The following is a 25,752-nucleotide window of genomic DNA, read 5'->3' on the forward strand; positions in this document are numbered from 1 at the left end:
GCCCTCCTCGCACTGGACGAACCCGCACGAGACTACTCTCGGGGCATGTCACTGAAGAGCCGCCTGGTCCCGGCAGCCCTGATCTTGTCCCTGATCTCACTGGTCCCCGCGGCCTCTGCGATGGCCGCTGCCGTCCCGGACGGGCGTATCTCGGCATACAAGGCCGAGGCCACCCTGGACGGCTCTGGGGTGTTGAAGGTCAAGGAGACCGTCAAGGTCATGCCCGAGTCGGGCAAGGTCGTTCGCACGCTGCAGACGCGAGTGCGCTCTGACGCCGACGAGGACCGGAACTACGAGATCAAGAACCTGACGGCCACGGTGAACGGCAAGCCGGCCGAAGGCTTCGAGAACGCCGAGAGCGACAACGGCCGCGAGATCTCGGTCAACGCCTCCGGCGAGTCGGAGATCGTGTACGTCTACGAGGTGGGCGGCGTTGTCGCCGACTCCGTCGACGGCCGTGAGGTGAGCTGGCCGATCGTCCAGGGCTTCAGTGCCTCGATCTCGCGTGCCAAGATCTCGCTGAACGTGCCTTTCGCCTCCTGGATCGTCTGCTTCGCCGGCCGCCCGGGCTCCAGCATGCCGTGTACGTCGTCCCAGCTGGGCGAGTCTGCCGCCATCGAGATCGAGCAGCTCGGCGTGCCCGCGGGCGGACGCCTGACCTTCCTGGCCGGGCTCAACGACCAGGCCACCGTGCCGGCCAACGCCGACTTCTCCACCCGCTGGAGCCTCGGCCGGGCCTTCACCGCCGACTCCTCGACGCTCGGCCTGAGCGCGCTGCTGCTCGGCCTGGGCGTGCTGGCCGCCGCCGCGCTCTGGTTCGTCCGCGGCCGGGACGCCGCCAAGGTCGACCCCGCCGCCGGGATGCCCGCGCGGCCGGTGCTCGACCGCGATGGTGGTCCGCAGTTCGCCGCGCCGGACGGCATCCGCCCGGGCCAGGTCGGCACCGTGGTGGACGAGACGGCCGACGTGGTGGACATCACCGCGACCGTGCTGGACCTTGCCGTACGCAACTACCTCACCATCGTCGAACTGCCGCGGGAAACCGAGTTCGGCCGGCTGGACTGGCGGCTGGAGCGCCTGAACGCGGGCGGATCCGAGCTGCTGCCGTACGAGAAGGCCGTGCTCGACGCCGTCTTCGCCGAATCCGACACCGTGGTGGTCTCCGATCTCGGCCCGACGCTGCGGCCCCGGCTCGGCGCGATCCGCGAACACCTCTACACCGACGTGGTCACCCAGGGCTGGTTCGCCCAGCGCCCGGACGCCGTGCGCAACCGCTGGACCACCGCCGGCCTGGCCCTGATCGTGGCCGGCGGCGTACTCACGCTGATCCTGGCCATCGCGACCAAGTTCGCCCTGGGCGGTCTCGCGGTGATGCTCGCGGGCCTCGCGCTCGCCCTGGCCGGCCAAGCTGCTCCGGCCCGTACGGCGCGTGGCTCCGCCGTACTCGGGCGCATCTCGGGTCTGCGGGCCTACCTGCGCGACGAGTCGTCGGCGGATCTGCCCGAGCACCACCGCCTGGAGTTCGCCTCGAGGTGCCTGCCCTACGCGGCCGTGCTCGGCCTGACGGACAAGTGGGCCCTGGAAATCGCCAACACCGATGACGACGACGACCCCGACGCCGGCATCGGCTGGTACTCCGGCCCGGAGAACTGGCACCTCTCCGACATCGGCCAGTCCCTCTCCAACTTCGTAACCGCCCTAAGCGGCGCCCTAACCACCTCCCGCCGCCTCTTCGCCGACTAACACGTCCCCGGCGGACCACTAATGCCGGGACCACTGACGCGATTCGTACCGACGCGCGAATCGTCGCTGAACCCGGACCACGACACCACCCGGCCCACGGAGACCACCCGGAAAGACTCCGTGGCGAAGCAAGTTCGTCGTACGGGATCAGCGTCGATTGGGCTGGATTTGACCGCATGATCGTTGGCGACCACGGTGGGCCGTCGCGGTAGCGGGTCAAATCCAGCCCAATCGACGCAGCACGGATAGTGGTCCACCCCGCGAAGGCCCTACCGGTGTTGGCGCCTCGGGAAAGCCAAACCGCCCGGGCCGAAAGGCCCGGGCGGTTTGGTGGTGCTGGGGATGGTTAGGCCACGATGGAGGAGGAGCCGTTCCAGGTGGCGCAGGAGCCGGCGTTCATGTAATTGAAGCCGTTGGTGGCCCACCAGTTGTTGTTGACGCGGGTGCCGTGGGTGCGCGGCGCGCCGGGCGGGTTGTAGTCGTCGCCGATGTGGGAGATGACCCACTTGTAGTCGTTCAGGCGACCGCCGGGGGTGACGCCCAAGTAGCCACGGTTGGTACCGACGTACACGGAGGCCCAGCAGGTGGCCTGGAGCTCCATGCGGCGGTTCTCTTCGAGGTCCTTGGCCGACGTGTTCAGCACGTACTGCTGGCGGTAGTACTGCGCGTTCAGGATGCCGGTCATGGCCTGGACGTGGTGCGCGTACTCGTGCGCCGCGGTCTGCATGACGGCCACCAGGTTGTGGCGCGCGTTGATCTTGTAGCGGTCGATGATCGGCTTCACCGGGATGTAGATGCCGCGCGAGGCCGAGCAGTAGAACGCCCGGGTGCCGTTCGCGTAACCACACGGCGTCTGGAACGGCTTGGAGTAGATGACCCACGTCGGGGCGACGAACTTGTAGCCGGCGGCCTGCACCTTGCCGACCCAGCTCTTGTTCAGGCAGTAGCCGTAGGACAGGTGCCACGCGCGGATGTTCGCCGAACCGTTCAGGGCGTACTTCGGCTGGCCGCACTTGCTCGGGTAGACGCGACCGGTCTTGTAGATCTTGTTGTACTTGACGGTGTTCCACGCGCTGGTGGGCGTGAGGGCCGTCTTGTAGGTCAGCCCGGTGGACTTGCCGAGCATGTTCCAGTCGCCGTCACCATGGGTCGGCGTGGTGGGCCGGATGAACGGGTCGGGGGCCTGGGACGGCGGGGCGGTGGTCGCGGCGTTGCTGGCAACACCGGACATCGCGGTGACCGCGGTCAGGGCGAGAGCGGCCGCCGCAACCAGGCCGCGCCGAATGATGGAGGAGGACATCAGAAATGTACTGCCTTTCGTGCAGGGACGGGTTGTCTGTCGAGACGAACCGTTGTTCGGCTCCGACTCTTACATCTCAGAGGGTCTTCGAAGCGGCATGGTTCCCATCGCACCGGGAAAAAATTCCCTTGCCAGGAGCAACTAAAACAGAAACCGCACGGTAGTCGGTCGCCGGCTGTTGACAGCCGGCCGGCGACCGGCAACTACCGTGCGGTAAGGGGATTCCCCGGTGGTCGTACCGGGGGATCGGCCCAGTCAGGAAATCAGTCGACGATCGACGAGGCGCCGGTCCACGTGTTGCAGGACGCGGACGTCATGTTGTTGTAGCCGCGCAGCGACCACCAGTTGTGGCTGGACTTCGAGCCGTGGTCGCGAGGTCCGCCCGCCACCGCGTCGTCGCCCATGTTCGCGACCATCCAGCGCCAGTTGGTGTAGATGGACCCGGTCATCGGGAAGTACGCGCGGTCCGCGCCGAGGTAGGCGGCGCTGAAGCACGAGGCCTGCAGCTCCATCCGGCGGTTCTCCTCGAGCTTCTTCGCGCTCGTCTTGTGCACGTACACCTGGCGGTAGTGCGACGCCTGCAGGATGCCGGTCATCGCCTGCACGTGGTGGCCGTACTCGTGGGCGATGATCTGCATCGCGTAGGCGCGCGCGTAGCCCGCACCGTTGTTCTTCCACATGTTCAGGTAGCGCTTCCACGGAATGTAGATGCCGCGCGATCCCGAGCAGTAGTAGGCGTTGTTGGCCGGAATGAAGCCACAGGCGGAGTTGACGCCCTTCTCGTGCACGACCAGCGTCGGCTTCGTGAAGGTCTTACCCGCGGCGCGGATCTTGCCGACCCACACGTTGTTCAGGCAGTACAGGAACGAAAGGTGGTACGCCTTCACGTTGCCCGCGGTGGTGAGCGGGTAGGCCGGCATCTTGCACTTCGAGGCGCCGAGGCGGCCGGTCTGGTAGAGCTTGTTGTACCGAACGATGTTGTAGCTCGACGCCGCCGACGCGGTGCCAGGGCCGGTGCTGACCATCTTCGGCTCGGCGTGCTCACCGGTCACCGACGGGGAAACCGGGGCCGGGACATCCGGGCCGTGCGCGGCCGCGCTCTGAACGCCCGTGAGGGCGACAACGGCTGACGCGGTGGAGACAGCCAGCAGGGCCAGCAATCCCCGCTTGGCCGTGGACCGAGTGGAGCGGGCCGTGGTGGTCGGGCTGGCAAATTTCGTCATTCGTTCACTTTCGTGATCGGGGACTTGCTACCGCCGCGATCCTGCCACGAGCCCGGTCCACTCCAGACCAGGGGTCAGCTGGTCACCTTCGCCGAAGCGGTGAAGGTGTTGCACATCCCAGGGTTCTTGGAGTTGTAGCCACGCAGCGACCAGAAACCGTGGTTGTTCTTGTTGCCGTGGTCCCGCACCTTGGCCGGGTTGAACTCGTCCCCGGAGTTGCGAACCGCGAACTGCCACGCGGTGAGCAGCTCGCCCTGCATCGGGAACCACTGCTTGTCGGCGCCCAGGTACACCGAACCGAGGCATGACGCCTGCAGCTCGCGGCGGCGGCTCTCCTGCAGCCGGGCCTCACGGTTCGGCATCGTCCGCTCACGCTGGAACGACGCCGCCAGGATGCCGGTCACCAGCTGGACGTGGTGCCCGTACTCGTGGGCGAAGGTGTTGGCCATCAGCGCCCGCGCGTAGACCGGGTTGGCCTTGAAGTTCTTGTTGTCCGCGGCGTACGGCATGTAGATGGTCTCGACGCTGCCGCAGTAGTAGGCGCGGTTCCCGGCCTGGATGCCGCAGGGCGACTTGAGCCGGCCGGCGTAGACGACGACCTTCGGCGCCCGGTAGCGGTAGCCGGCCTTCTTGATGGTCGGGTACCACGACTTGTTCAGGCAGGGCAGCATCCGGTTGTAGTACGCCTTGGTGGCGGCCGGGGTGGTCGGCCGGAACGGCGGCTCCGGGCACCGCGAGGCCAGGATCAGGCCGGTCACGTAGAGCTTGTTCTGCGTGACGATCTGAGCGGGCGTCGGCGGTTTGGGCGTCGGCTTCGGCGTGGGCTTGGGCGTCGGGGTGGGCGTGGGAGTCGGCGTTGGGGTAGGCGTCGGCGTCGGGGTGGGAGTCGGCGTCGGCGTCGGGCTCGTCGTCACGTCCGGACCGGCGGTCGGGGTGTCATCGCCCGAGGTCACGAACCAGGTGACTCCACCGGCGATGGCGATCACCGCGAGCACGACCAGGCCGATCACCAGCGCCTTGCCGCCACGACGCGGCTTGCGCCGGCGGCCCGGACCGGGCGGCCGCGGAATCTGGATCTGCGCCATCATCGGCGGTACGGGCTGGCCGGGCTGACCCTGCGGCGGGTACTGCCACCCCTGCGGTACCTCGCCACCCGGGCCCTGCGGGCCGCCGTACGGGAACTGCTGTTGCTGGGACGGGTACTGCTGCCAGGGGGACTGACCCGGACCCTGAGGTGCCTGACCCGGCTGGCCGGGCTGGCCGGGCATCGGACCGGCGGGCTGACCGGGGGGAGGTCCCTGCGGAGGCTGGCCCTGTGACGGGTACGGCGGCTGTTGCCCGCCCGGACCCGACTGGTGGTACGGGTGCGGCTGGCCGGGCGACAGGAAGTCGTCCGGCTCCTCGCTGGGCTGGGTCCACCACTGCTGGGTCGGCTCTTCCCGCCCCGGCTCGTGCGGGGGGCGGCCCGGCGGTGGGTTCCAGTTCTCCGACATCGAAACTCCTCACGAAACCTTGCTGGCCGAAGCCGTGAACGTGTTGCAGTAGGCGTTGTTGCGGGTGGCGAATCCCTGTCGCATGAACGCCGAGTTGCTGGCCCTGCTGCCGTGGTCGCGCTCGCCACCCGGTTTGTTCTCGTCACCGGTGCCGTCCTGGATGAAGCGCCAGGCCTGCAACTTGGCCCCGGTGAGGCCGTACGACGAGCGGTTGGCGCCGACGAAGACCGCGGCCAGGCAGGAGGCCTGGATCTCGATCCGACGGCTGATGGCGAGCATTTGTTCCCTTGGCGCGTAGTTGTCGTAACCCAGCTCGTACGACGCCGGCAGGATGCCGCTGACCTGCTGCAGGTGGTGCCCGTACTCGTGGGCGGCGGTGAAGGTCACCCACAGCCGGGTGATGCGCCGGTTCAGCGCGTCCGGCCGATCGCGCCACAGCGCCATGTCGTCGTTGTACTTGATGTAGATGGTCTCACTGACGCCGCAGTAAAACGACACGGTTGCCCCACCGCTGCACGGCGACTGGACCCGGCTCGACCAGAACACCAGTTTCGGCGGCCGGAAGGTGTCCCGCCCGGCGGTCACTTGGCGCGGCCAGGCCTTGTTCAGGCACTGGATCACCAGGGCGTAGTAGTTCTGGGTGTTGCGCTGGTTGTTGATCGGCAGGCCCGGGTCCTTGCAGCCCACGCTCGCCTGCAGACCGGTGAAGTAGAACCCGTCCCGGGTGACGACGGTCTGCGGCGACGGCTTGCGCGGTGTCGGCTTGGCCGTCGGCTGGGTCGCGGGCGGACGGCTCGTCGCCTGGGTGGCGGTCGGCGCAGTCGGTGGCGGGACAGGCGTGGTCGCGGTCTCGGGTGGCAGATCAGGTGACGGCAGAGTCGCCTGCGGGCTCGGCTGGGTCGTTGGCCCGTCGTCGGGGCTCTGGGCGGCTAGGCCGACCATGACCGCGCCGACCAGCACTACGGCGCCGACCACGCCGACCAGCGCCAGGCCGATGAACAGGCCCTTGCGGCTACTCCGGCGTGGCGGCCGGCCAGGCGGCATGAGGTACTGCGGGCCGCCCTGGCCCTGACCCGATCCTGGACCCGGCCCGAACTGTGGTCCCCAGCCGAAACCCGGCGCGGGCTGCACCGGGTAGTTGCCGTACGCCGGCTGCGGTGGGCCGCTGACCGGCGGGCCGGGCGGCGGCGGGTACTGCCCCGGCGCCGGCCCCCACTGGTTGTTCGCCACTTCTGCTCCTTGTCCCCCCGGACTCCCCGTGATCCCCATCGCGCCACCGGTGGTGGCACGACCGTCAGGCTATCCAGCCGGCGGTTCGCCCGCCCGCCGGCCGGCCTTGGTGAATCGGCTCACGCCGCTACTCAACCAACGACGAGCCGGCCACATAGGTATTGCACAAGCCCGGGTTCCTGCTGTTCCAGCCTCGTTCCGCCCAGTATTTGTGGTTCTTGCCGTCGCCGTGATCGTTCCCGTAGTCGGTGACGGTGCCGATCAGGTGCCGCCACTGCCGCAGCGCCTCGCCCTTGATCGGGTAGGTGTTCTTGTTCGAACCGAGGAACACGTCGCCGAAACAGGAGGCCTGCAGCTCCTTGCGCCGGTTGATCTCGAGCGCGCTTTCCCGGTTGGGCGCCTCGTACTGCAGTTCGACGTCGGCGCGCAGCACCCCGATCATCGCCTGGACGTGATGGCCGTACTCATGGGCGACCTGGTGCGTGGTCCACATCCGGGCCCAGATCTTGCCCTGCGGGTTGTCCCGGTACTTGTTGTACCAACCGGTGTCCTCGCCGAGGTTCATGTAGATGGTCTCGTTCGCCCCGCAGTAGAAGGGCGGGTAGTTCGCGTTCGAGACGGTGCCGCACGGTGTCACCACCGAACCGGCCCAGGTCAGCAGCCGCGGCTGGCGGAAGGTGAACCCGCCGGCGCGGATCTGCCGTGGCCAGGCCCGGTCCAGGCAGAACTTCAGCCGCGCGTAGTACGCCGTGGCGCCGGCCTGGTTCGACGGGCGGGCGGACGACTCGCGGCAGCCGACCGAGGCCTGGCGGCCGGTGGAGTACAGCCGGCTGCGGCTCACGATCTGCGAAGGCGTGAGCGTCTGCGGCGGCTTGGTGGTTTTCGTCTGGCTCGGCCGCGGCGCCGTCGGGCGGGTGCTGACCGGCCGGGTCGTCGGCGCGAGAGTCGCCACCGTGGCCGGGGTCTCGCTCGGCGTCACCGGCGGCGGCGTCGGGCCGGTGTCCTCCGCGGTCGGCGTGAAGCTCGGCTGGTACGTCGGATTGGGCCGGGCCACGCTGGAGTCCGTGTTCTTGATCACGATCGAGACGATGGCGCCGACCAGCACCACCCCGATCAGCGCGGCGCCGATCACCGCGAGCGTGGTGACCGCCTGCTTGTTCCGGCGTCGCGGCCGCCCGGGGCGCATCCCGGGATGGCCTGGGCCGCCCAGACCACCGGGGCCGCCGTATTGACCAGGACCTGCGGGTCCGCCTGGCGCGCCGTACGGGCCGGGGGCGCCTGGGCCGCCGTACTGCTGGGGGCCCCAGCCGATGCCGTGTGGCAGCTGCTGATTCGGGCCGGGTGGGCCCTGCGGAACGCCGTACTGCGCGGGGTTCGGATGCCAGGGGGGAGGCTGCTGGGGATACTGCCCGGCGGGATTGCCCCACTGGTTGTTCGACACGTGCACTCCTGGCGGTCTGCGTACGCTGCGGGCTAGACCGTATCCGACGCCGCCGACAAGATCTCGGGGTGGCGCTGTGGGCCCGGCCGGGGCGCACAGTAGTCTCTGCTCGCAGACCCATCGCCGGGGCGTTCCGTTCCGGAGCGTGGCGCCCGTCCGGATGACGGCCCGCGCGGGCTGATTTTCCACTGACCCCTCGATACGGTGTGATTGAGCGATGCGTCTACGACTGCTCGGGGCCTCCCTGTGCGCACTCGGTTCCCTCACCTTCGCGATCGGCCTCGCGGCCGGCCCGGTGCTGCCCGCGGGCGCCGCAGCGACGGCCCCGACCATCACGTCGTACGACAGTGAGGTCCGGGTCGAGCGGGACGGCCTGCTGCGGGTGGCGGAGACCTGGAAGCTGACCGGTCACACCGGCACCTTCACCCGGCACATCGTCACTCGCGAGCACCTGCCCGCGGACGTCGATCACGTGCAGAAGGTCGAGGACCTCGAGGTCAAGGCGGGTGACCAGGTCAAGGACGCCGAGGTCAACACCTCCGGCGACGTCACGTCGATTGCCGTCGGCAACGTCGACGGCGTGGCCGAACTGTCCTTCAACTACGTCGTGCGCGGCGCGGTCGCCAAAACGCTGAACGGTACGGAGCTGCGCTGGTCGCCGCTGCACGGCCTGAACGCGGAGGTACAGACCGCGAACGTCACCTTCAGCGTGCCGCAGGTCTCACACGTGCAGTGCTCCGCCGGTGCCATCGACGCGAACACGCCTTGCACGCTGGCGCAGATCTCGGAGACCTCCGCGCCGGTCTTCAAGCAGTTCGCGCTGCCGCCGGGCAACACGATGCGGATCACCATCGGTTTCCCCGACGGCCAGATCGCGGCCAACGAGATCGTCGAGTACCGCAAGTCGTTCCGCCGTTCGTTCAGCGCGGACCCGGCCCAGCTGCTGACGGCTCTGGCCGTGCTGCTCGTGGGTGCCGCCGCGCTGTACTTCCTGTACCGCACGCGCGGGCGGGACCAGGTCGACGCCCGTCGCGTCGTACCGGCCTCGCTGTTCAGCCTCGGTACGGACACCAAGATCGTCTTCTCGCCGCCGTCGGACCTGCGGCCCGGTGAGGTCGGCACGCTGATCGACGAGCGGATCGACCCGGTCGACGTGACCGCGACGATCGTCGACCTCGCGGTCCGCGGCCACCTGATCATCACCGAGCTGGACCACGAGAACGAGTTCGCCCGGCCCGACTGGGAACTCAAGCGGGTCGCGAACGCGCCGTCCGAGCAGCTGCACCGCTACGAGAACGTGCTGGTCCGGGCCCTGTTCGGGGACAACGACACGGTTCGCGTCTCCGAGCTGGGCAAGCAGGTCCGCGCCGCGCTCGGCGAGGTCCAGGACGCGTTGTACGACGACGTCGTGAAGCGCGGGTGGTTCGTCGAGCGGCCGGACCGGACTCGCTCGTTGTGGAACACCCTGGGTATCGCCGCGACCGTGCTCGGCGTGATCCTGACCGTGCTGCTGGCGGTCTTCTCGGCCTGGGGCCTGCTCGGCCTCGCGGTGACGGCGGTCGGCGTCGGTCTGCTGGTCCTCGGGCGGCACATGCCGGCCAAGGCCCCCGCGGCCGGCCGGGTGCTGGGCCAGATCGCGTCCATCCGGGGCGAACTGCTCGAGATGGACATCCGGGAACTACCGGACGACCAGCACGCGGAGCTGTGCTCCCGAGCCCTGCCGTACGCCGTGGTCCTGGGCGGGTCCGACCGCTGGATCGACGCCCTGGTAGCCACCGACGACGACGCCGACGAAGACGAAGGCTTCAACTGGTACCGAGGCCCCCAGGGCTGGCACCTCCAGTACCTCCCCGACTCCCTCCGCAACCTGACCACCAACCTAACCGGCGCCCTCTTCACCCGCTGAAGACGCCAACACCGCCAGCCCTGCGCGGCGCGAACCACTGTCCGTGCCCCCGGTTTCAGTGGCTCCAGCCCAATCGTCGCTAATGGCTGAACGGGTGGTGTCGTGGCCGGACTTTAGCGACGATTCGCCCGGATTCGACCGCATGACCGTCGCGGTGAAATCTGACCCGCCGCGCAAGCGGGTCGAATCCAGGCGAATCGACGCAGCACTTGGGCCATACGAATCGCGCCAGTCGCCCCGGTTTTAGTGGACCTACCAGTTCGACTGGGGCGGGGCGGGGGGAAGTGGGCGGGTGGTGGGGTGGATTACGTAGGTTAGGCCGCCGGAGTGGGGGAGCCAGGCGTTTTCGAATTGGGCTCGGTTGTAGGTGAAGCGGACCTGGTCGTTGCTCGGGATCAAATGACTGGCCGGGTCGTTCACGATGACGTCGCCGTTCGGGGCGAAGCCGACGATGACCATCAGATGCCCGTTCGTGCCATACCCAGCGCCGTCCAAATCCTTCGACTCAAAGGAAAGCGACGCGATCAACGGAATTCCCGCACGAATGAACGCCTCCGCCTCCGTCAGTGAACGAAGACGCGTCACAAACGCATCCAGCCCTCGCGTTCCGGCGTACGCCGTATTGAACGGCCAGTTGCCCGCGCCGTCGTACGCGTAGTCGAAGACCATCCGCGCGGCGTGATCCACCTGCGGATCCGCATCGGCCGGATCCACCCAAGCGGTCTCAGCCGCCGTGGGTCCAGCTCCGAAGTAGTCCAGCACCATCGCGGTCGACGTGGCCGAGCACCAGGCCTCGCCGCCGTTGTCCCACTGCGGGTAGTGGCCGATGTGCGTCTCCTGGGAGTACGTCGGCACGTTCAGCGTTTGTCCCCAGGCTCCGCCCGAACCGCTGACCGGCACGGTGCTGGTGCTGGGCAGCCGCGACGCCACCGCGCCGACCGAACGAACCACCGGCGCGGCTGTCGTTCCAGCCAGCCGGTACAACGTCACCCGCAATCGCCAGTCCGTCAGCGATCGGCCGGAGGCGGCAACAAAGGTGTCGACGGCAACCGTTCCGTTGGTGTCGCGCTGACCGGGCAGCGAGGTGCGGTGGATATCGCCCTTGCTGGTGTCGTCCCCGGCGCCCCACCGGCCGAGCACGTACCACTTCGAGGTGTTGCCCTGGTTGGTTTGGCCCGAGGCCGCGACCTCGATCCAGGTCCCGGCCGGGGTGTCGGCGGTCCAGGAGGCGATCAACTCGGTCAGGCCGAACCCGGGCCGGACCGTCGGCGAGATCCAGCTCGCCTGGTCATACGTTCGGGCCCGGCCGTCGCCGAACGGATCGACGTACGACGTGGTGCCGGTGGCCCGGGCCAGGATCAATCCGCCTTGGGAAGCGGCGGTGCCCTGGTGGGCCCCGGTGGCGAAATCGGCCGTACTGGTCCAGGACCGGTAGGCGATATCGCGGGCCAGTTTGGCGACGGGCCGTGCGGCGGAACCGGGGCCGGCTGAGATCGCGCCGGCGCGAGTGGTCTCGAGGGGAGCGGCCAGGGCGGTGGCGCTGGTGAGGCTCAGCGCCATCGCACCTGACAGCAGGGCGGCGAGCAGGCGTGTGGTCATACCTGCCGACGATAGCCCGCGAAAGGCGTGCCGCACAGAGCTGGAATCCCTTGTTTTAAAGGGCTTTCCACTCCACATCGAGCATGGCGAAAACGGCCTCGTCGGTCCATTCGCCCTTGACCTTCTCGTTGCGGACGAAGTGCGCCTCCTTGCGCATGCCCAGTCGTTCGAGCAGGGCCGCGGAGGCGGTGTTGCTGGCGTCGAGGCGGCCGATCATCCGGTACAGCCCGAGCGTCTCGAACGCGTAGCGCAGTACGGCGGTCGAGGCCTCGGCGGCGTACCCCTTGCCTTGTGCTGACGGGTGGAAGACGAAACCGATCTCGCCGAGGCGGTGCTCCGTGTTCACCAGGAAGAGCACCACCTCGCCGAGATGTTCACCGGTCTCCCGAAGCTCCACCGCGAACGAGTGGTCCTGGCCGTTCGTGTCCATCGGCGGAATGTCCATCCGCTTCGCCAGGGAGGCCCGCACCTCCTCGGGGCTCTTCGGCCCGTGCAGCAGATAGCGGCAGACCTCCTCGCTGGACAGCAGCTTGAGCAGGTCGTCGTAGTCGGTTTCGCGGTAGGGACGGAGGATCAGGCGGTCGGTCTCGATCGGCTCGGTAAGGGTCACCGAACGACCTTATGCGGCTCCTTTCGCCGCCACGCAACTGGTTTTAGCCGTTGGCCAGGGCGACCAGGCGATCCTGTGATCCGTTGAAGCTGTTCTGGTCGATCGGGTTGTCGCTGTACTGCCAGAAGGTGTGGAATCCCCAGCCGCCAGGCAGCGTGCCGGGAGCGGAGGCGTACCGCGCGACCCACAGCGGGTTGGTCTGGTTGAAGGCCGTGCTGTTGCCGGTGCAGCGGCTCCACCAGTCGAGATTGGTGTAGATCACCGGATAGCGGCCCGTGCGGGACCGGTAGGTGTTCACGAAGTCGCGGATCCAGCTCACCATCGCGGACTGGCTCAGGCCGTAACAGGTCGCGCCGTACGGGTTGTACTCGATGTCGAGCGCACCCGGCAGCGTCCGGCCGTCGCGAGACCACGCGCCGCCGCGATCGACGAAGTAGTTGGCCTGGTTGGCGCCGCTGGAGTCGTTCGGCGTGGCGAAGTGGTAGGCGCCGCGGATCATGCCGACGTTGTACGACCCGTTGTACTGCTGGGCGAAGTACGGATTGCGGTAGTAGTTGCCTTCGGTCGCCTTCACGTAGGCGAACCGCTTGCCCTGGCCCCACCAATAGGACCAGTTCACGTTGCCCTGATGGCTGGCAACGTCGATGCCGTACACAACGGCGGAGGGCGCGAACCCCTGCGTCGTACGGACCGGCGCCGAGGCGGCGGTCGAGTCGGTCAGGCGCCACCCAAGGTGGGCGTCACCGGCCTTCGTGATGCCGTGGGCGCGAGCCTCGGCAGTGGGCTCATGAGCGGGCGATGGAGCTGCGGCGCCGGCGGTCGGAACCAGCGCCAGGCCAAGAACGGCCAAAGCAGTACTGAAGAGGGGCTTCACAAGAACCTCCAGGGCGGGCGGAGTGTCCTGATGGTTCTACCCGCCCACTGCCAACAAATAACCTCACTCAGGCAAACTCCGTGATTATCTTTCGAGAACCCCGCGCCTCGATATCGCCGGGGCGGCCGGTGAGAGTGTGCGGACGTGGGGCAGGCGGGGCGGTAGGGCTTGCTGAGCCTGCGAGTCAGCGGACCAGGGATGAGCCGGCGGTGAAGGTGTTGCAGAGGTTGGTGTTGCGGGAGGCGAAGCCGCGCTGGGACCAGTAGTTGTGCACGATGCGGCTGCCGTGGGTCCGCTCGGTGTCGTACTCGTCGCCGCTGTGGATGACGAGCCAGTTCCATTCGGAGCGGGCGCGGCCGGTGACGGGGAAGGTGGTCCGGTTGGCGCCCATGAAGACCGCGCCGAGGCAGCTGGCCTGGAGTTCCATTCGCCGGTTGACCTCGAGCCGGCGAGAGTAGTTGCTCTCGTCGTACCAGATCCGGTCGAACGCCGAACTGATGCCGGTGAGCTCCTGTAGGTGGTGGCCGTACTCATGAGCCATCGTCTGGGACAGTGCCATCCGGTTGAACAGCCGGATCTGGGAGGCGTTGCTGTAGCGGCCGGCCTGGTTGTAGTTCCGGATGCGGGTCAGAGCGTCCATGTAGATCGTCTGGTTGCTGCCGCAGTAGAACGAGCGGAAGGCGCTACCGCCACCGCAGGGCGTTGTGCCGACTGTGCCGTTCATGACGACGAGACTCGGGGCCCGGAAGGTGTCGCGGCCCTTGCGGACCTGGGCCGGCCAAGCCCGGTCGAGGCAGGTCTTCATGGTGCGGAGGTACACGGTGGCCGCGGAGATGTTGCTGGGCCGCGCGCGGGATTCCCGGCAGCCGACGGAGTTGTGCAGCCCGGTGAAGTAGAACCCGTCCTTGCGTACGACCTCCCAGTCGGTCGGCACATCCGGCGGCGGAGTCGTCGGGCGGCTCGTGGCGCGGGTTGGAACCGGACGCGTTGTGGTCGGGCGGGTCGACGGCGGCGGAGCCGTCGGGTAGGCCGATGGATCGGCAGACGGCGTGTACGACGTACTGGAGGTTGAGGTCGGCTGGCTGACCGTGGGGTCGTCGCCGCCCTTGTTGCTCAGTGCGACGCCTACGACTGTGATGAGCGCTACAACCGCCAGAACGCCGAGTAGGCCCAGGGAGAGGATCAAGCCGGTGTTGCGGCGCTTGGGCGGCCGAGGCGGCTGCCAGCCGGGAGGGCCTGGAGGCATGCCGGGAGGCCCGAACTGCGGTCCCCACCCGTAGCCGGACTGCGGCGGCGGGCCGGCGTACTGCTGTCCGTACTGGTGTTGCGGGAAGGCAGGCGGCAGCGGCTGCTGCGGCTGGCCCGGGTACTGGGGTGGGCCGTACTGCTGGTAGTTCGACAAGGTTCCTCCTGAGCGGAAACGCTAGCGCCCAGCCGGTCCAGACCGCGCCAGGCATGCCCGCGCTGGACGCGTGTGAGCGGCCCAACACCCCGGACGCCCCCAGATAGGTGGTCAGGACAAGTCCGGGAATGGGCCCTGATACCAGATGCTGAGTGGGAACTGTCCATCGCACCCACTCCGCACCGTTACCCTTGATCGGTGACACTTCGCTTGTATGACACCGCGACAGCAGCAGTGAGGGATTTCGAACCGGTCCATCCGGGCAAGGTCGGGATCTATCACTGCGGGCTGACGGTGCAGGGTGCGCCCCATGTCGGGCACATCTACAAGGAGGTCGTGTTCGACGTTCTGCGGCGCTGGCTCGAGCGCTCGGGCTTCGAGGTCACCGTGATCGCGAACGTGACCGATATCGAGGACAAGATCCTCACCAAGTCCGCCGAACGAGGCGTGCCGTGGTGGGCCCACGCGTATGAGTTCGAGCGCGAACTGCACTGGGCGTACGACGTGCTGGGCTGCCGCCCGCCGACTTACGAGCCGCGTGCGACCGGGCACATTCCCGAGATGCTCGAGATGATCGCCGACTTGATCGAGCGCGGGCATGCCTACGTCGCGCCGGACGGTTCCGGCGACGTGTACTTCGACGTGAAGTCCTGGCCGGCGTACGGCGAGCTGTCGAACCAGCGCATCGACGACATGGAGGCCGCGCCGGACGCGGACCCCCGGGGCAAGCGTGACCCGCGGGACTTCGCGCTCTGGAAGGGCCACGTCGACGGCGTGCCGTTGACGGCGTCCTGGCCGACCCCGTGGGGCCGCGGCCGCCCGGGCTGGCACCTGGAGTGCTCCGCGATGGCCGGCAAGTACCTCGGCGAGGAGTTCGACATCCACGGCGGTGGTCTGGACCTGCGGTTCCCGCACCACGAGAACGAGCTGGCCCAGTCCACGGCCGTCGGGCAGAAGTTCGCCCGGTTCTGGATGCACAACGCGCTTGTCACCGCGGCCGGCGAGAAGATGTCGAAGTCGCTCGGCAACGGCGCCATCGTGCGCAGCGTGGTCGAGCGGGTCCGGCCGATCGAGCTGCGGTACTACCTGGTCCAATCGCACTACCGCTCCGTGGTCGAGTTCTCGTTCGGTGCGCTGGAGGAGGCCGCGACCGGCTTCCAGCGGATCGAGGGCTTTGTCACCCGGGCCACCGAGGTCACCGGCGGAGCGGCCCCCGCGGCCGAGCTGCCGGAGGCGTTTGTCGCCGCGATGAACGACGACCTGGGTACGCCGGCCGCGATGGCCGCGCTGCACCTGACCGTGCGGGACGGCAACAAGCTGCTCGGCGACGGCGATTCGCCCGCGTTGCGGGAGAACCTGGCCGCCGTCCGGGCGATGCTCGACGTGCTCGGCCTCGACCCGCTCGCTGAGCCCTGGGTCTCCCGGACCGGCGGCAGCGCGGAACTGACCGAGGTGCTCGATGGACTGGTCAAGGCGCTGCTGGATCAGCGTCAGGCCGCCCGGGCCCGCAAAGACTATGCCGCCGCGGACGAGATCCGTGACCGGCTCAAGGCACTCGGCGTGATCGTCGAGGACACCCCCCAAGGTGCCCGTTGGACGGTCGCCGGATCCACCCCAGCTGAAGGAATCTGAAATGCCAGGCAGTAGCCAGCGCCGCGGTGCAATCCGCAAGAAGCCCAAGGGCAACCCGACCGCCGGATCCGGTGGCCGGGTCCGCCAGGGACTCGAGGGCAGGGGCCCGACGCCGCCTGCCGAGGAGCGCACCAAGCACCCGGCGTACAAGCGTGCCAAGGCCAAGGAGCGAGCGGCGAAGCGTGCGCCCGCCCGCGGTCGTGGCGGCGATCGCAAGGGTACGACCGAGCCGACGCCCGAGTGGGTGTACGGCCGCAACCCGGTGGTCGAGGCGTTGCGGGCGGGCGTTCCGGCCAGCGCGTTGTACGTCGCCGAGGGCACGGAGCGCGATCCGCGGCTGAAGGAAGCCATGCTGATCGCGGTCGAGCACGGCATCGCGCTGCTGGAGGTCACCCGGCTCGAGATGGACCGGCTGACCTCGGGCGGAGCCCACCAGGGCCTCGCCATCCAGATCCCCGCCTATGAGTACGCGCATCCGGACGACCTGCTGCGCCGGGCGCTCGACGCGGGCGACGTGCCGCTGATCGTGGCGCTGGACGGTGTGACCGATCCCCGCAACCTCGGAGCGATCACCCGGTCGGCGGCGGCGTTCGGCGCGCACGGGGTGCTCGTGCCCGAGCGTCGTACGGCGTCCATGAGCGCGTCGGCCTGGAAGACCTCCGCCGGTGCCGCGGCCAGGATCCCGGTGGCGCGAGCCACCAACCTGAACCGGGCTCTGAAGGCCTACCGCGACGCCGGGCTGACCGTGATCGGCCTGGACATGGACGGTGACGTCGAGCTGTCCGAGCTCGAGGTCGCGACCGAGCCGCTGGTCCTCGTGGTCGGTAGTGAGGGCAAGGGCCTCGGCCGGCTCATCCGCGAGAACTGCGACCAGATCGTCAGCATCGCGATGACCAGCTCGACCGAGTCCCTCAACGCGGGCATCGCCGGTGGCGTCGCCCTGTACGAGATCGCCCGCCGCCGTTCGGCCTGATCTCCCGCAGTCCCCAAGCAGTTCCTAGCTGGCCCCGGCGTTTCCACGCCGGGGCCAGCTTCTTTCCGGCGAATGAACGCCAAGAAGGTGAGCGGGACTCAGTAGTAGGTTCCGGAACCGTCCACTGGCTGGGAAGTCCGGACAAACCCTCTTGTGGCATCACGCGGCGAGATGGCACCGTGACGCCCAGCGCGCGTTAATTCAAGCTTTGAACAAAGCGGATCCACGCTGGGGGTCGGATGCGGGTGGTCACGGGCGGCACCGCCGAAGCGGCTGGGGATTTCCGCTGGTACTGGTTCAGCCAGACGCTGAGCTTCACCGGTGATCGGCTGACCGGTTTCGCCGTTCCGAGTATCGCCATCCTGACCTTGGGCGCGAGCGGCGCCGAGGTCGGCGCGCTGGCCGCGACGGGTTGGCTGGCCTATCCCGTGCTCGGCCTGGTCGCCGGTGGGGTGCTGGCCCAGTTGCCGCGCCGCCCGGTGATGATCGCCGGTGAGCTGGTCCGCTTCACCGCTTTCGCCACCATCCCGCTCGCCGCCTTGGCGGGCTGGATCTCCACGACTCAGTTGTTCGTGGTCGTCGCGATCGCCGGAGTCGCCACCGTCTTCGTCGACATCGCCGGGCAGTCGTACCTGCCCGCGCTGGTCAACGGACCAGCCCTCGTCGGCGCTAATTCACGCCTGCAGAGCTCGGACAGCCTCTCCAAACTGGCCGGACCGGCGCTGGCGGGAGCCGCCCTGAAGGTGGCCGGGCCGTACGCCGGCTTGTTCCTGAGCGCCTTGCCGTTCCTCGCCTCAGCCTTCGGGCGTACCCGCATCCGCGCGATCGAGCCGCCGGTCGACCCATCCGTGGAGGCGATGACCACGCGCATTCGCAGCGGACTCGGCTTCGTCTGGCGGCACGACCTGTTGCGTCGGCTGGTTGGCGCCGCGGCGGTTCGAAGTCTCGGGATCGGCATGGTGGACGCCGTACTGCTCCTGTTCGCCTACCGCGCACTCGGGTTGTCGAGCCTGCAGGGTGGTCTGCTGATCGCGGCAGGAGCCGTCGGCGGTTTGATCGGCGCGCTCGTCGCCAATCGGCTGGCCGCGCGTCTGGGGATGCGGCGGGCGTTGCTGCTCACCGGGCTGGAAGGCCTTTGCTGGTTGGCAATTCCGCTGTGCCTGCTCGCGGCGCCGGTGATCGCGCTGGCGCTGATCCGGATCTGCGCCTCGATCTGGATGCCGATGTGGAACATCCTCACCACCAGCCTCCGGCAACACCTCACCCCACCCGGCCGGCAGAGCACCGTGCACGCGACCGCCCGCACGCTCACCTCGGCCACGATCCCGCTCGGCGCGTTGATCGGCGGCCTGGCGGGCGACGTACTCGGTCGTCAGCTTGGTACGTCGGCCGGGCTGGTCGTGGTGCTGGCCGTCGGCGGCGTCCTGGCCGGCTCAAGCGTGCTGCTGGTCGGACCCAGCAGTGGACAGGTCTTCCCGCTCAGCGACGTCCAGGTCGTACCGCGGTCACAAAGGAGGTCGGTTAGCCCATGCGTCCAACCACCACACGAATCCTGAATCCCAAGGAGTTCGCGGACATCAAACACACGGTGTCCATCCGCTCCAAGGCCCGCAAGAACCTGCTGCTGGATCCGGAGTACGCGGCGCCGCTGCCGCAGGAGGTCAGTCTGCAGTTGACGTATCGGTGCAACCTGCGCTGTACGCACTGCTATCAGTGGAACGAGCAGGGATTCTTCCGGGACTTCAGCTCCGAGCGGCAGCGCACCGAGCTCGACGTGTCGATCGTCGAGGACGTGCTGCGGACCACCGCCGCGACCCGGTCGAAGTTGTTCCTGTGGGGTGGTGAGCCGTTGATGCACACCAAGTTCGACCAGGTGGCCGAGCTGCTGCAGAAGTACCCGCGCACGGTGAACATGTGCACGAACGGCCTGCTGTTCAAGCGCAAGCTGGACGACCTGCTGAAGATCGGGGAGAACCTCAACCTGCTGGTGAGCCTGGACGGCCTCGGCGAGGATCACGAGGCTTTGCGCGGGCGGGGCACGTTCAAGCGCACGATGGACAACATCCAGCTCATGCTCGACCTGAAGAAGTCGGGCGAGTGGGACGGCGAGTTGTCGCTGTCCTGCATGGTGTCGCACGTAACCGTCACCAAGATGTACGAGTTCATGGAGTGGGCCGAAGAGCTCGGGGTGAACACGGTCTACTTCCAGTTCCCTTGGTTCATCAGCCCGGAAGTGGCCGAGCAGATGGACAGGCTCTATGAGCAGAGCTTCGCCTGGCTCAAGCCGGAGACGAACACCAAGCGGCCGACCTGGCACTCCTACACCTACCGGCTGCCGGAGGAACTACTGCCGGTTCTACGCGAATCGATGGCCCGACTGGCCTCCCGGCGCTGGAACGTCCGCCTGCGGTACCAGCCGCAGTTGGAGGATGACGAGGTCGCCGACTTCATTCTCGGTACGTCGCGGCCCGCGCAGCACCGCAGCAAGTGCCTGGCCGTGTCCAACCGGATGGAGGTCCACGCGGACGGGGCCGTCAGCTCCTGCAAGTTCTTCCCGGAGTTCGTGGTGGGCAATCTCTACGACCAGCCGGTCCACGAGCTGTGGCAGAGCGAGTCGTTCCGCCAGGTCCGCCGGATCATGTCCGAGAACGGCATGATGCCGGTTTGCTCGAAGTGCATTCTCCTTTACCTGAACGGGGTGTGAGCCAGATGGACATCGAGAACCGCGTGAAAATGGTGCTGGCCAAGGTGCTGGACAACGGCATCGGGCCGGACGAGATCGGACCCGAGGCGGACCTGATCGCCGAGTACGGGCTGGACTCGCTGCAGACGATCACCTTCCTGCTTGCGATCGAGGACGAGTTCGACGTGGAGCTGGACTACCCGTCGCTGCGGCTGGACGATCTGCGCTCGGTGCGGCAGTTCAGCAGCTTCGTCGCGCGACTGGCCGCGCCGGTCCAGTGACCGCGATGCCCGCGGCGCACTTCGGCACCTTCGACGCGGAGGCCTGGTGGCGGCCGGACGACCTGGCCGCCCTGCCGTCGTTCACCGCGGGCGGGGAGACCACCGTGGACGCGATGGACGAACTGCTGGCCGGATTCTGCGCGCCAGGCGATCTGCTCATCACGCGATACCCAATGGCCGCGTGCATCCGGGAACCGCTCGGAATCCCCTTCGAGCCCGTATCCCTGGGTAATTCAGGCCCGATCGAGCCGCACATTCTTGCCGACAGCAACCTCACGCAACGGCTGAAGAACTACAACCTGGAGCCGTACGCCGTCCTGCCCGGCCTCGAAGACGATCGGTTGCCCAAGGCGTCGATCGTCGCCGAGGTCAACTCGAAGACCTGGTCGAACGAGCTCGTCAGAGCGCTCGCACTTCCCGGCGCGGGGCGGGTGGTTCGTTCGGTTGATGAGCTGGTCCAAGCGGTGGAAGCCCTCGACTTGCGGGCCTTGGTCAAGGATCCGTACGGCGTCTCGGGCCGCGCGCTACTCGAAGTGAGCACGCCAGGCGTACTGCGAGCCATCACCAGGGTGCTTCGCAAGCAGGTTGAGGCCGGTCGGCGCATCGAGCTGATCGTCCAGGAGAAGTTCGCCAAGCGGTACGACTTCTCGGGCCACCTGCGGATCGAACGCGACGGCAGCTGGCAGTTCCTCGGCGTGCAGGGTATGACCAATCGCGGCTTCCGCCACCTCGGCTCGGGTCCGCTGCCGCCGGGCGTGGTCGATCCCGGCCAGTACGTCGAGACGCTCGCCCGGGTGGTTCCGGCCCTGACGAAGGCGGGCTACTGGGGTCCGATCGGGGTCGACGCGATGGTCCTCGACGACGGCACGCTCATCCCGGTGCTGGAGATCAACGCCCGGCAGTCGCCAGGCCTACTCGCCGTACTGCTCGATCGTCGGGCCACCGAGCACGGCCTACGCGGACACCTCTGGCAACTCGAACTGAACGTTGCTCCAGGCAAGGGGATCACCGAGGTGGCGAAGGCCATCGAGCCCATCGCCTACCGTGGCGGTTCCCAGCCGGGCGTGTGCCTGCTCAGCGGGAGCACCCTCGCGGCGCCGGGTGGTCGCGTGTACGTCGCGCTGTTCTGTCCCGCCGAGGACATCGCGCAGTGGCGGCACCGGCTCGTCGCTGAGGTAATTGCCGCTGGTCTCACGCCCAGAGGGCTGACGGATGCCGCTTGAGCTCGGGCTGATCGGAGCCACCGGTATCGCGGAGCGGGCGATCCTCGCACCGGCCAGGGAGGTGTCCGGCGTCGCCGTGCGTGCGGTGGCCGCGCGTGATCCCGTCCGTGCCAAGGAGTACGCCGCGACGCACGGCGTATCCGTCGTGCACGAGAACTACGCGGCCCTTCTGGCGGATCCGGACGTGCACGCGGTCTACATCTCGCTGCATACGTCCGGCCATCATCGTTGGGCCGTGCGTGCGGCCCTCGCGGGTAAGCACGTGATCGTCGAGAAGCCCTTGTGCCGTACGGCCAAGGAGGTCGCGGAGATCGAGTTCGCCGCATCCGAAGGTGGGGTCCACGTAATCGAGGCGGTCGCCTCAGCCGGGCAGGAATGGCAGGACGCGGTTCGCGCGATGGTGCTGGACGGGCGGTTCGGCCGGCTCGTCCGGGTGGAGACCGCGATGGCCTTCGCCGTACCGGCGGAGGGCAACTACCGCAACGATCCAGGGCTTGGCGGCGGCATCTTCCTCGACGCTGCGAGCTACTGGCTGGAGGCGTTGCAGTCGACGGTCGGGCTGGACGGCGTCGAGGTGGAAGGGCGCTCGGACTTCGATGGGCCAAATGCGGTGGACTACGTGTTCGATGGTGTGGTGCGGTGGCCCGATGGAGCCGAGGCCACGCTGTCGGGTGAGTTCGGGCCGTCGCATCTGGCGGACCACCTCTTCACGTTCGAGCGGGCTTGGGTCAAACTGCGGCACTTCCTCCGGCCGATGATGGGCGTTCTGCCGCTCAACCTGGTGGTGATCCAGGCGGACGAGCGCAAAGTGGTCGCCTTCCCCGCGGTTTCGTACTACGAACGCCAGCTGACCCGGATCCGCGACCTGCTGACCGGAACCGAGGTTGATTGGCCAGGACAACTATCCGCGGCGGTAGCCCGGATCGAACTGATGGACGACATTCATCGCGACGCTCGGAGCAGGCATGGGTAACAAGCGACACCTGGACCGCGCCGGCCTGGACCGCCTGCTGCACGACGCCGGCCAGGACCCTGCACAGGTCCGGTCCTATGACGAGCTGACCGAGGGGACCTTCAACACCGTCTACCGAATCGGCCTGCCCGACGGGGACCTGATCCTCAAACTCGCGCCGGACCCGGCCGCGCCCGTGTTGTCGTACGAGCACGACCTGATCCGGACCGAAACCGGGTTCTACGCCTCCGCCCAGGGCAAGGCGCCCGTGCCCGAGGTGGTGCACGCGGGCGAGGATTTCCTGCTGATGACGGCGCTTCCCGGCACCAGTTGGCACTCCCAGACCATCAGCGGTGATGACCGCACACGCCTGCGCAAGGAACTCGGCGCCATCGTGGCCGGCCTGCACGAGGTGACCGGTTCCGCCTTCGGCTATCCCCAGCAGGGCCTGACCACCAGTTGGTCGACGGCGTTCCTCGCCATGATCGACGACCTCCTCGCCGACGCCACGGCGTACGACGTACCGCTGCCGAGGCCCGCCGCGGCCATCCGGCAACTGGTGATCGACCGGCTGGACCTGCTGGACACGGTCCGTACTCCCGTGCTGGTGCATTTCGACCTGTGGGAGGGCAACATCCTGGTCGAGAACGGGCGCCTCACCGGCCTGGTCGACGGCGAACGGGCCTTCTGGGGAGACCCGGTCGCGGAGTTCGTGTCGCTCTCGCTGTTCAGCGAGCTGGACGACGAGCTGCTTGCGGGATACGGCGTGACCGGGGTGGACGAGATCCGGCTGGCGATATACCGGGTCTACCTCTACCTGATCATGACGATCGAGGTCGCGCCACGCGGCTACGAGGGGCCCGAGCATGAGCAGCTGGGCCGCTTGGTTCGGCGGCACCTCACGACGGAACTGGCCAAGCTTTGATCGAGATCCTGACCTCCGGGGTCGCCCTCGGCGTACACGTTCCGGGCCTCCTGCTGGCCGATCGCCTTCGCGAACAAGGTGGATCGGCGCACGTGTCGGTGCTGGAGCGGTTGATGCCCGAGCAAACGCTGGTCACGACGGCCCGATCCAAACAGGCCTTCCACCGGGACTTCCGGGTGGCACTCGCCGGGCAGAAGCTCGCCCGCGACGCGTCGATCGCCACGGACGCCCGAGCCGTGGACGACCTGCTGCGGGAATGGCGTGCGCGTAGGGTCAGCCGGTTCGTCGTGTTCTCCGGGTTCTGGCTGCCGATCGTCGAGCGGTACGTCGCCGAGGCAGGCGTGGTTCCGGTTGACGTCTGCCACGTCGATTCGGTCCAGTCGCCGTCGTTCGACAAGGCCGGTCCGACCACGCTGGAGGTCGAACACGTTTGGCTGGCCGACGCGGATGGCGGGCGCGTTCCGTGCAGCATCCCGGTCACTCGCGAGGAGCCGCTGGCGTGGAGCGATCGAGATCACCGGCTGCTCGTCCACGGTGGTGGCTGGGGGATGGGGACGTACCGGGAGCGGGCGCCGGAGCTGCTCGCGGCGGGATTCGCGCTGGACGTGGTCGCGTACGAGGATCGCGATCTGGCCGGGACCGAAGGCGTGCGCTACTTCATGATCGACCCCGACTGGCATCCGTGGCTCGGCGACGGCTATCCGCCATTTGCTGAGGTCGTCGCCGGTCAACCACCCGCGTTCGTGCAGCGAACCGGCCATCACGGGTCGTTCGACCTGGCGCGGCGCGCCCTCGCGACAGTGAGCAAGCCGGGCGGCGGTACGTTGCTCGACTCGCTCTGGTCGGCGACGCCCACGGTGCTGCTCGAGCCGTTCGGCCCGCACGAGCAACACAACGCCGAGCTGTGGCGGCAACTCGGCTTCGGAATCGCCTTCGAGCACTGGGCCGAGAAGGGGCTCGCCGTGGAGGTGCTGGCAGAGCTGCACGAGGCCTTGCTGGCGGCCAGGCCGTTGATCCCGGACTACTCGAAGGCCTTGCTGTGATCGCGCCGACCTCGTTATGGCAGACCTTCGCGCTGGACCTGGACAAGGCTCGGCCGGGGTTCGCGAAAGGCCCTTGGTTCACGATGAACGCCGCGGTCGAACTGGATGGCCCGATCGACGTCGCCGTACTGGCCCGGGCCTTCGACGACCTGCAGCGGCGGCACGACGTACTGCGGACCACGGTCGTTGATGGCGATGATCCGGCGCAGGTGGTTGGCGACGAGCCCGCGTCGGCGCTGGAAGTGCTCGACTCGGAACCGGCTTTGCATGCTCCGGTTTCGCTCGACGCGCCAGTCCGGTTGCGGCTCGGTGGCGGCCGTTTGGCGCTGCACCTGCACCACCTGAACTCGGATCCGGTCACGTTGTGGACGACTCTCGCGGAGCTGGCGGCCGGCTATACCGCTCGTCTGGCTGGTACCGAGCTTCCGCCGGTCGCGGCGCAGTACAGCGAGTACACGATGGATGAGGCCGAGCAGGTACGGCGCAACCGGGACGAGGCCGAACGGTGGTGGCGGGAGGTGGTCGGCCAGACGAAGTTGGCCTTGCCACCCAGCGGGCCGGCGGGAGAAGCGTTCGCCTTCCGGGACGAAGTGCTGACGGCGGGCGAGCTGGCCCGGGTGGAGGAACTGGCCAAGGCCAAACGCAGCACCATGCTGGTGTCGTTGCTCGCCGCCTTGGCCGAGGGCATGTCGCCGTACACCGGGCCGGGGGACACCCTCGTGTTCTCAACGCTCTTCGGGAAGCGGGACCGGCCCGCCTGGCAAACGGTCCTAGGCCCTTGCATCGTGCCGTCGTACCTGGCTGTGCCCACGTCGGGCGCTGAGCTGGCCGCGGTACGCGAGGCCGTGGTCGGGTGCGCCCGGTTCGCGCGTTTCCCGAACCGGGAGATCGTCGAACTGAACGACCTGGGCTCGCGGACGCCGTTCTTCGAGTACGTGCCGCAGCAGTGGCCCGGGGGATACCGGTTCGGCCCGGTTCAGGCTCGGGTGGCCGGCGCGGCCGGGCCGAAGGACACCGGTCGGGCCGGGGCGCTCGGAGTACGGGTACGCAAGACGACCGAAGGTGCGCTCACCGCGCATCTCAGCGCCGACGGTACCGACTGGACCCGGCCGCTGATCGGCCAGGCGTTACGGCGATTCCGTCAGGTGGTTCTTGCCCAATAGGGCAGAAATGATCTTTGATCAAAATGCACGTACGGGCAGAATGACAACTTCAGATA

Annotated in this window: 21 protein-coding genes; 12 read left to right on the forward strand and 9 right to left on the reverse strand. The window is 68.1% G+C overall.

All coding sequences use genetic code 11. The features are described from left to right. Window positions 1-45 precede the first annotated feature (45 nt). Entirely contained in the window at window positions 46-1,743 is a 1,698-nt protein-coding gene (locus tag ACFFGN_RS05645; protein WP_380044242.1) for a DUF2207 domain-containing protein, read from the forward strand. A gap of 346 nt (window positions 1,744-2,089) precedes the next feature. On the opposite strand, the gene ACFFGN_RS05650 is transcribed toward ACFFGN_RS05645, so the two are convergent. The 5 genes from ACFFGN_RS05650 to ACFFGN_RS05670 all read right to left on the reverse strand — a co-directional run bounded on the left by ACFFGN_RS05650 (window position 2,090) and on the right by ACFFGN_RS05670 (window position 8,430). Beyond that, window positions 2,090-3,043: a neutral zinc metallopeptidase gene (locus ACFFGN_RS05650; RefSeq protein WP_380044243.1), complete on the reverse strand. Its 954-nt coding sequence runs from the start codon at window positions 3,041-3,043 to the stop codon at window positions 2,090-2,092. Between the two features lie 263 nt (window positions 3,044-3,306). After that, window positions 3,307-4,266, reverse strand: a complete 960-nt coding sequence (locus ACFFGN_RS05655; protein ID WP_380044244.1) for a neutral zinc metallopeptidase — start codon at window positions 4,264-4,266, stop codon at window positions 3,307-3,309. 74 nt (window positions 4,267-4,340) lie between these two features. Next, window positions 4,341-5,759: a neutral zinc metallopeptidase gene (locus ACFFGN_RS05660; protein WP_380044245.1), complete on the reverse strand. Its 1,419-nt coding sequence runs from the start codon at window positions 5,757-5,759 to the stop codon at window positions 4,341-4,343. A 9-nt stretch (window positions 5,760-5,768) separates the two neighbouring features. After that, window positions 5,769-6,989 (reverse strand): neutral zinc metallopeptidase, encoded by a 1,221-nt coding sequence (locus ACFFGN_RS05665; protein ID WP_380044246.1) that lies wholly within the window; start codon window positions 6,987-6,989, stop codon window positions 5,769-5,771. A gap of 127 nt (window positions 6,990-7,116) precedes the next feature. Then, the gene (locus ACFFGN_RS05670; RefSeq protein ID WP_380044247.1) at window positions 7,117-8,430 is read right to left on the reverse strand and encodes a neutral zinc metallopeptidase; all 1,314 of its coding nucleotides are present in this window, start codon (window positions 8,428-8,430) and stop codon (window positions 7,117-7,119) included. Window positions 8,431-8,647: 217 nt separating this feature from the next. On the opposite strand from ACFFGN_RS05670, the gene ACFFGN_RS05675 reads away from it, so the two are divergent. Beyond that, entirely contained in the window at window positions 8,648-10,336 is a 1,689-nt protein-coding gene (locus ACFFGN_RS05675) for a DUF2207 domain-containing protein (protein WP_380044248.1), read from the forward strand. A 252-nt stretch (window positions 10,337-10,588) separates the two neighbouring features. Here the strand turns inward: ACFFGN_RS05675 and ACFFGN_RS05680 are convergent, their stop codons facing one another. The 4 genes from ACFFGN_RS05680 to ACFFGN_RS05695 form a co-directional block, all read right to left on the reverse strand. Next, window positions 10,589-11,935, reverse strand: a complete 1,347-nt coding sequence (locus ACFFGN_RS05680) for a C39 family peptidase (protein WP_380044249.1) — start codon at window positions 11,933-11,935, stop codon at window positions 10,589-10,591. A 55-nt stretch (window positions 11,936-11,990) separates the two neighbouring features. Next, window positions 11,991-12,545, reverse strand: coding sequence for a GNAT family N-acetyltransferase (locus tag ACFFGN_RS05685; RefSeq protein ID WP_380044250.1), 555 nt, complete (start codon window positions 12,543-12,545; stop codon window positions 11,991-11,993). A 43-nt stretch (window positions 12,546-12,588) separates the two neighbouring features. After that, complete coding sequence (locus tag ACFFGN_RS05690; RefSeq protein WP_380044251.1) at window positions 12,589-13,419, reverse strand: lysozyme; 831 nt, start codon at window positions 13,417-13,419, stop codon at window positions 12,589-12,591. Window positions 13,420-13,603: 184 nt separating this feature from the next. Then, entirely contained in the window at window positions 13,604-14,821 is a 1,218-nt protein-coding gene (locus ACFFGN_RS05695) for a neutral zinc metallopeptidase (protein ID WP_380044252.1), read from the reverse strand. Window positions 14,822-15,019: 198 nt separating this feature from the next. Here ACFFGN_RS05695 and cysS point away from each other — a divergent pair, with 198 nt between their 5' ends. The 10 genes from cysS to ACFFGN_RS05745 all read left to right on the forward strand — a co-directional run bounded on the left by cysS (window position 15,020) and on the right by ACFFGN_RS05745 (window position 25,696). Then, window positions 15,020-16,453 carry a cysteine--tRNA ligase gene (gene cysS, locus ACFFGN_RS05700; RefSeq protein WP_380044253.1) on the forward strand — a complete coding sequence of 478 codons (1,434 nt, stop codon included), beginning with the start codon at window positions 15,020-15,022 and terminating at the stop codon, window positions 16,451-16,453. A 1-nt stretch (window position 16,454) separates the two neighbouring features. Next, a complete protein-coding gene (rlmB, locus tag ACFFGN_RS05705) occupies window positions 16,455-17,426 on the forward strand; it encodes a 23S rRNA (guanosine(2251)-2'-O)-methyltransferase RlmB (RefSeq protein ID WP_380044254.1) in 972 nt (323 codons plus the stop codon). Between the two features lie 239 nt (window positions 17,427-17,665). Then, window positions 17,666-18,982 (forward strand): MFS transporter, encoded by a 1,317-nt coding sequence (locus ACFFGN_RS05710; RefSeq protein ID WP_380044255.1) that lies wholly within the window; start codon window positions 17,666-17,668, stop codon window positions 18,980-18,982. Then, a complete protein-coding gene (locus ACFFGN_RS05715; protein WP_380044256.1) occupies window positions 18,955-20,130 on the forward strand; it encodes a radical SAM protein in 1,176 nt (391 codons plus the stop codon). Before ACFFGN_RS05710 ends, ACFFGN_RS05715 begins: the two co-directional genes overlap by 28 nt. 5 nt (window positions 20,131-20,135) lie before the next feature. Then, entirely contained in the window at window positions 20,136-20,390 is a 255-nt protein-coding gene (locus ACFFGN_RS05720; protein WP_380044257.1) for an acyl carrier protein, read from the forward strand. 5 nt (window positions 20,391-20,395) lie between these two features. After that, the gene (locus ACFFGN_RS05725) at window positions 20,396-21,613 is read left to right on the forward strand and encodes a hypothetical protein (protein WP_380044258.1); all 1,218 of its coding nucleotides are present in this window, start codon (window positions 20,396-20,398) and stop codon (window positions 21,611-21,613) included. Beyond that, the gene (locus ACFFGN_RS05730) at window positions 21,603-22,586 is read left to right on the forward strand and encodes a Gfo/Idh/MocA family protein (RefSeq protein WP_380044259.1); all 984 of its coding nucleotides are present in this window, start codon (window positions 21,603-21,605) and stop codon (window positions 22,584-22,586) included. Before ACFFGN_RS05725 ends, ACFFGN_RS05730 begins: the two co-directional genes overlap by 11 nt. Next, on the forward strand, window positions 22,579-23,490 hold the full coding sequence (locus ACFFGN_RS05735) for a phosphotransferase family protein (protein WP_380044260.1): 912 nt from the start codon (window positions 22,579-22,581) through the stop codon (window positions 23,488-23,490). Before ACFFGN_RS05730 ends, ACFFGN_RS05735 begins: the two co-directional genes overlap by 8 nt. Beyond that, complete coding sequence (locus tag ACFFGN_RS05740) at window positions 23,487-24,533, forward strand: hypothetical protein (RefSeq protein WP_380044261.1); 1,047 nt, start codon at window positions 23,487-23,489, stop codon at window positions 24,531-24,533. The genes ACFFGN_RS05735 and ACFFGN_RS05740 overlap by 4 nt, the downstream gene beginning before the upstream one ends. Beyond that, window positions 24,530-25,696, forward strand: coding sequence for a condensation domain-containing protein (locus ACFFGN_RS05745; RefSeq protein ID WP_380044262.1), 1,167 nt, complete (start codon window positions 24,530-24,532; stop codon window positions 25,694-25,696). Before ACFFGN_RS05740 ends, ACFFGN_RS05745 begins: the two co-directional genes overlap by 4 nt. The last annotated feature ends 56 nt before the right edge of the window (window positions 25,697-25,752 follow it).

This window comes from Kribbella deserti, assembly GCF_042434725.1.
In the GTDB taxonomy this organism is placed as follows: Bacteria; Actinomycetota; Actinomycetes; order Propionibacteriales; family Kribbellaceae; genus Kribbella; species Kribbella deserti.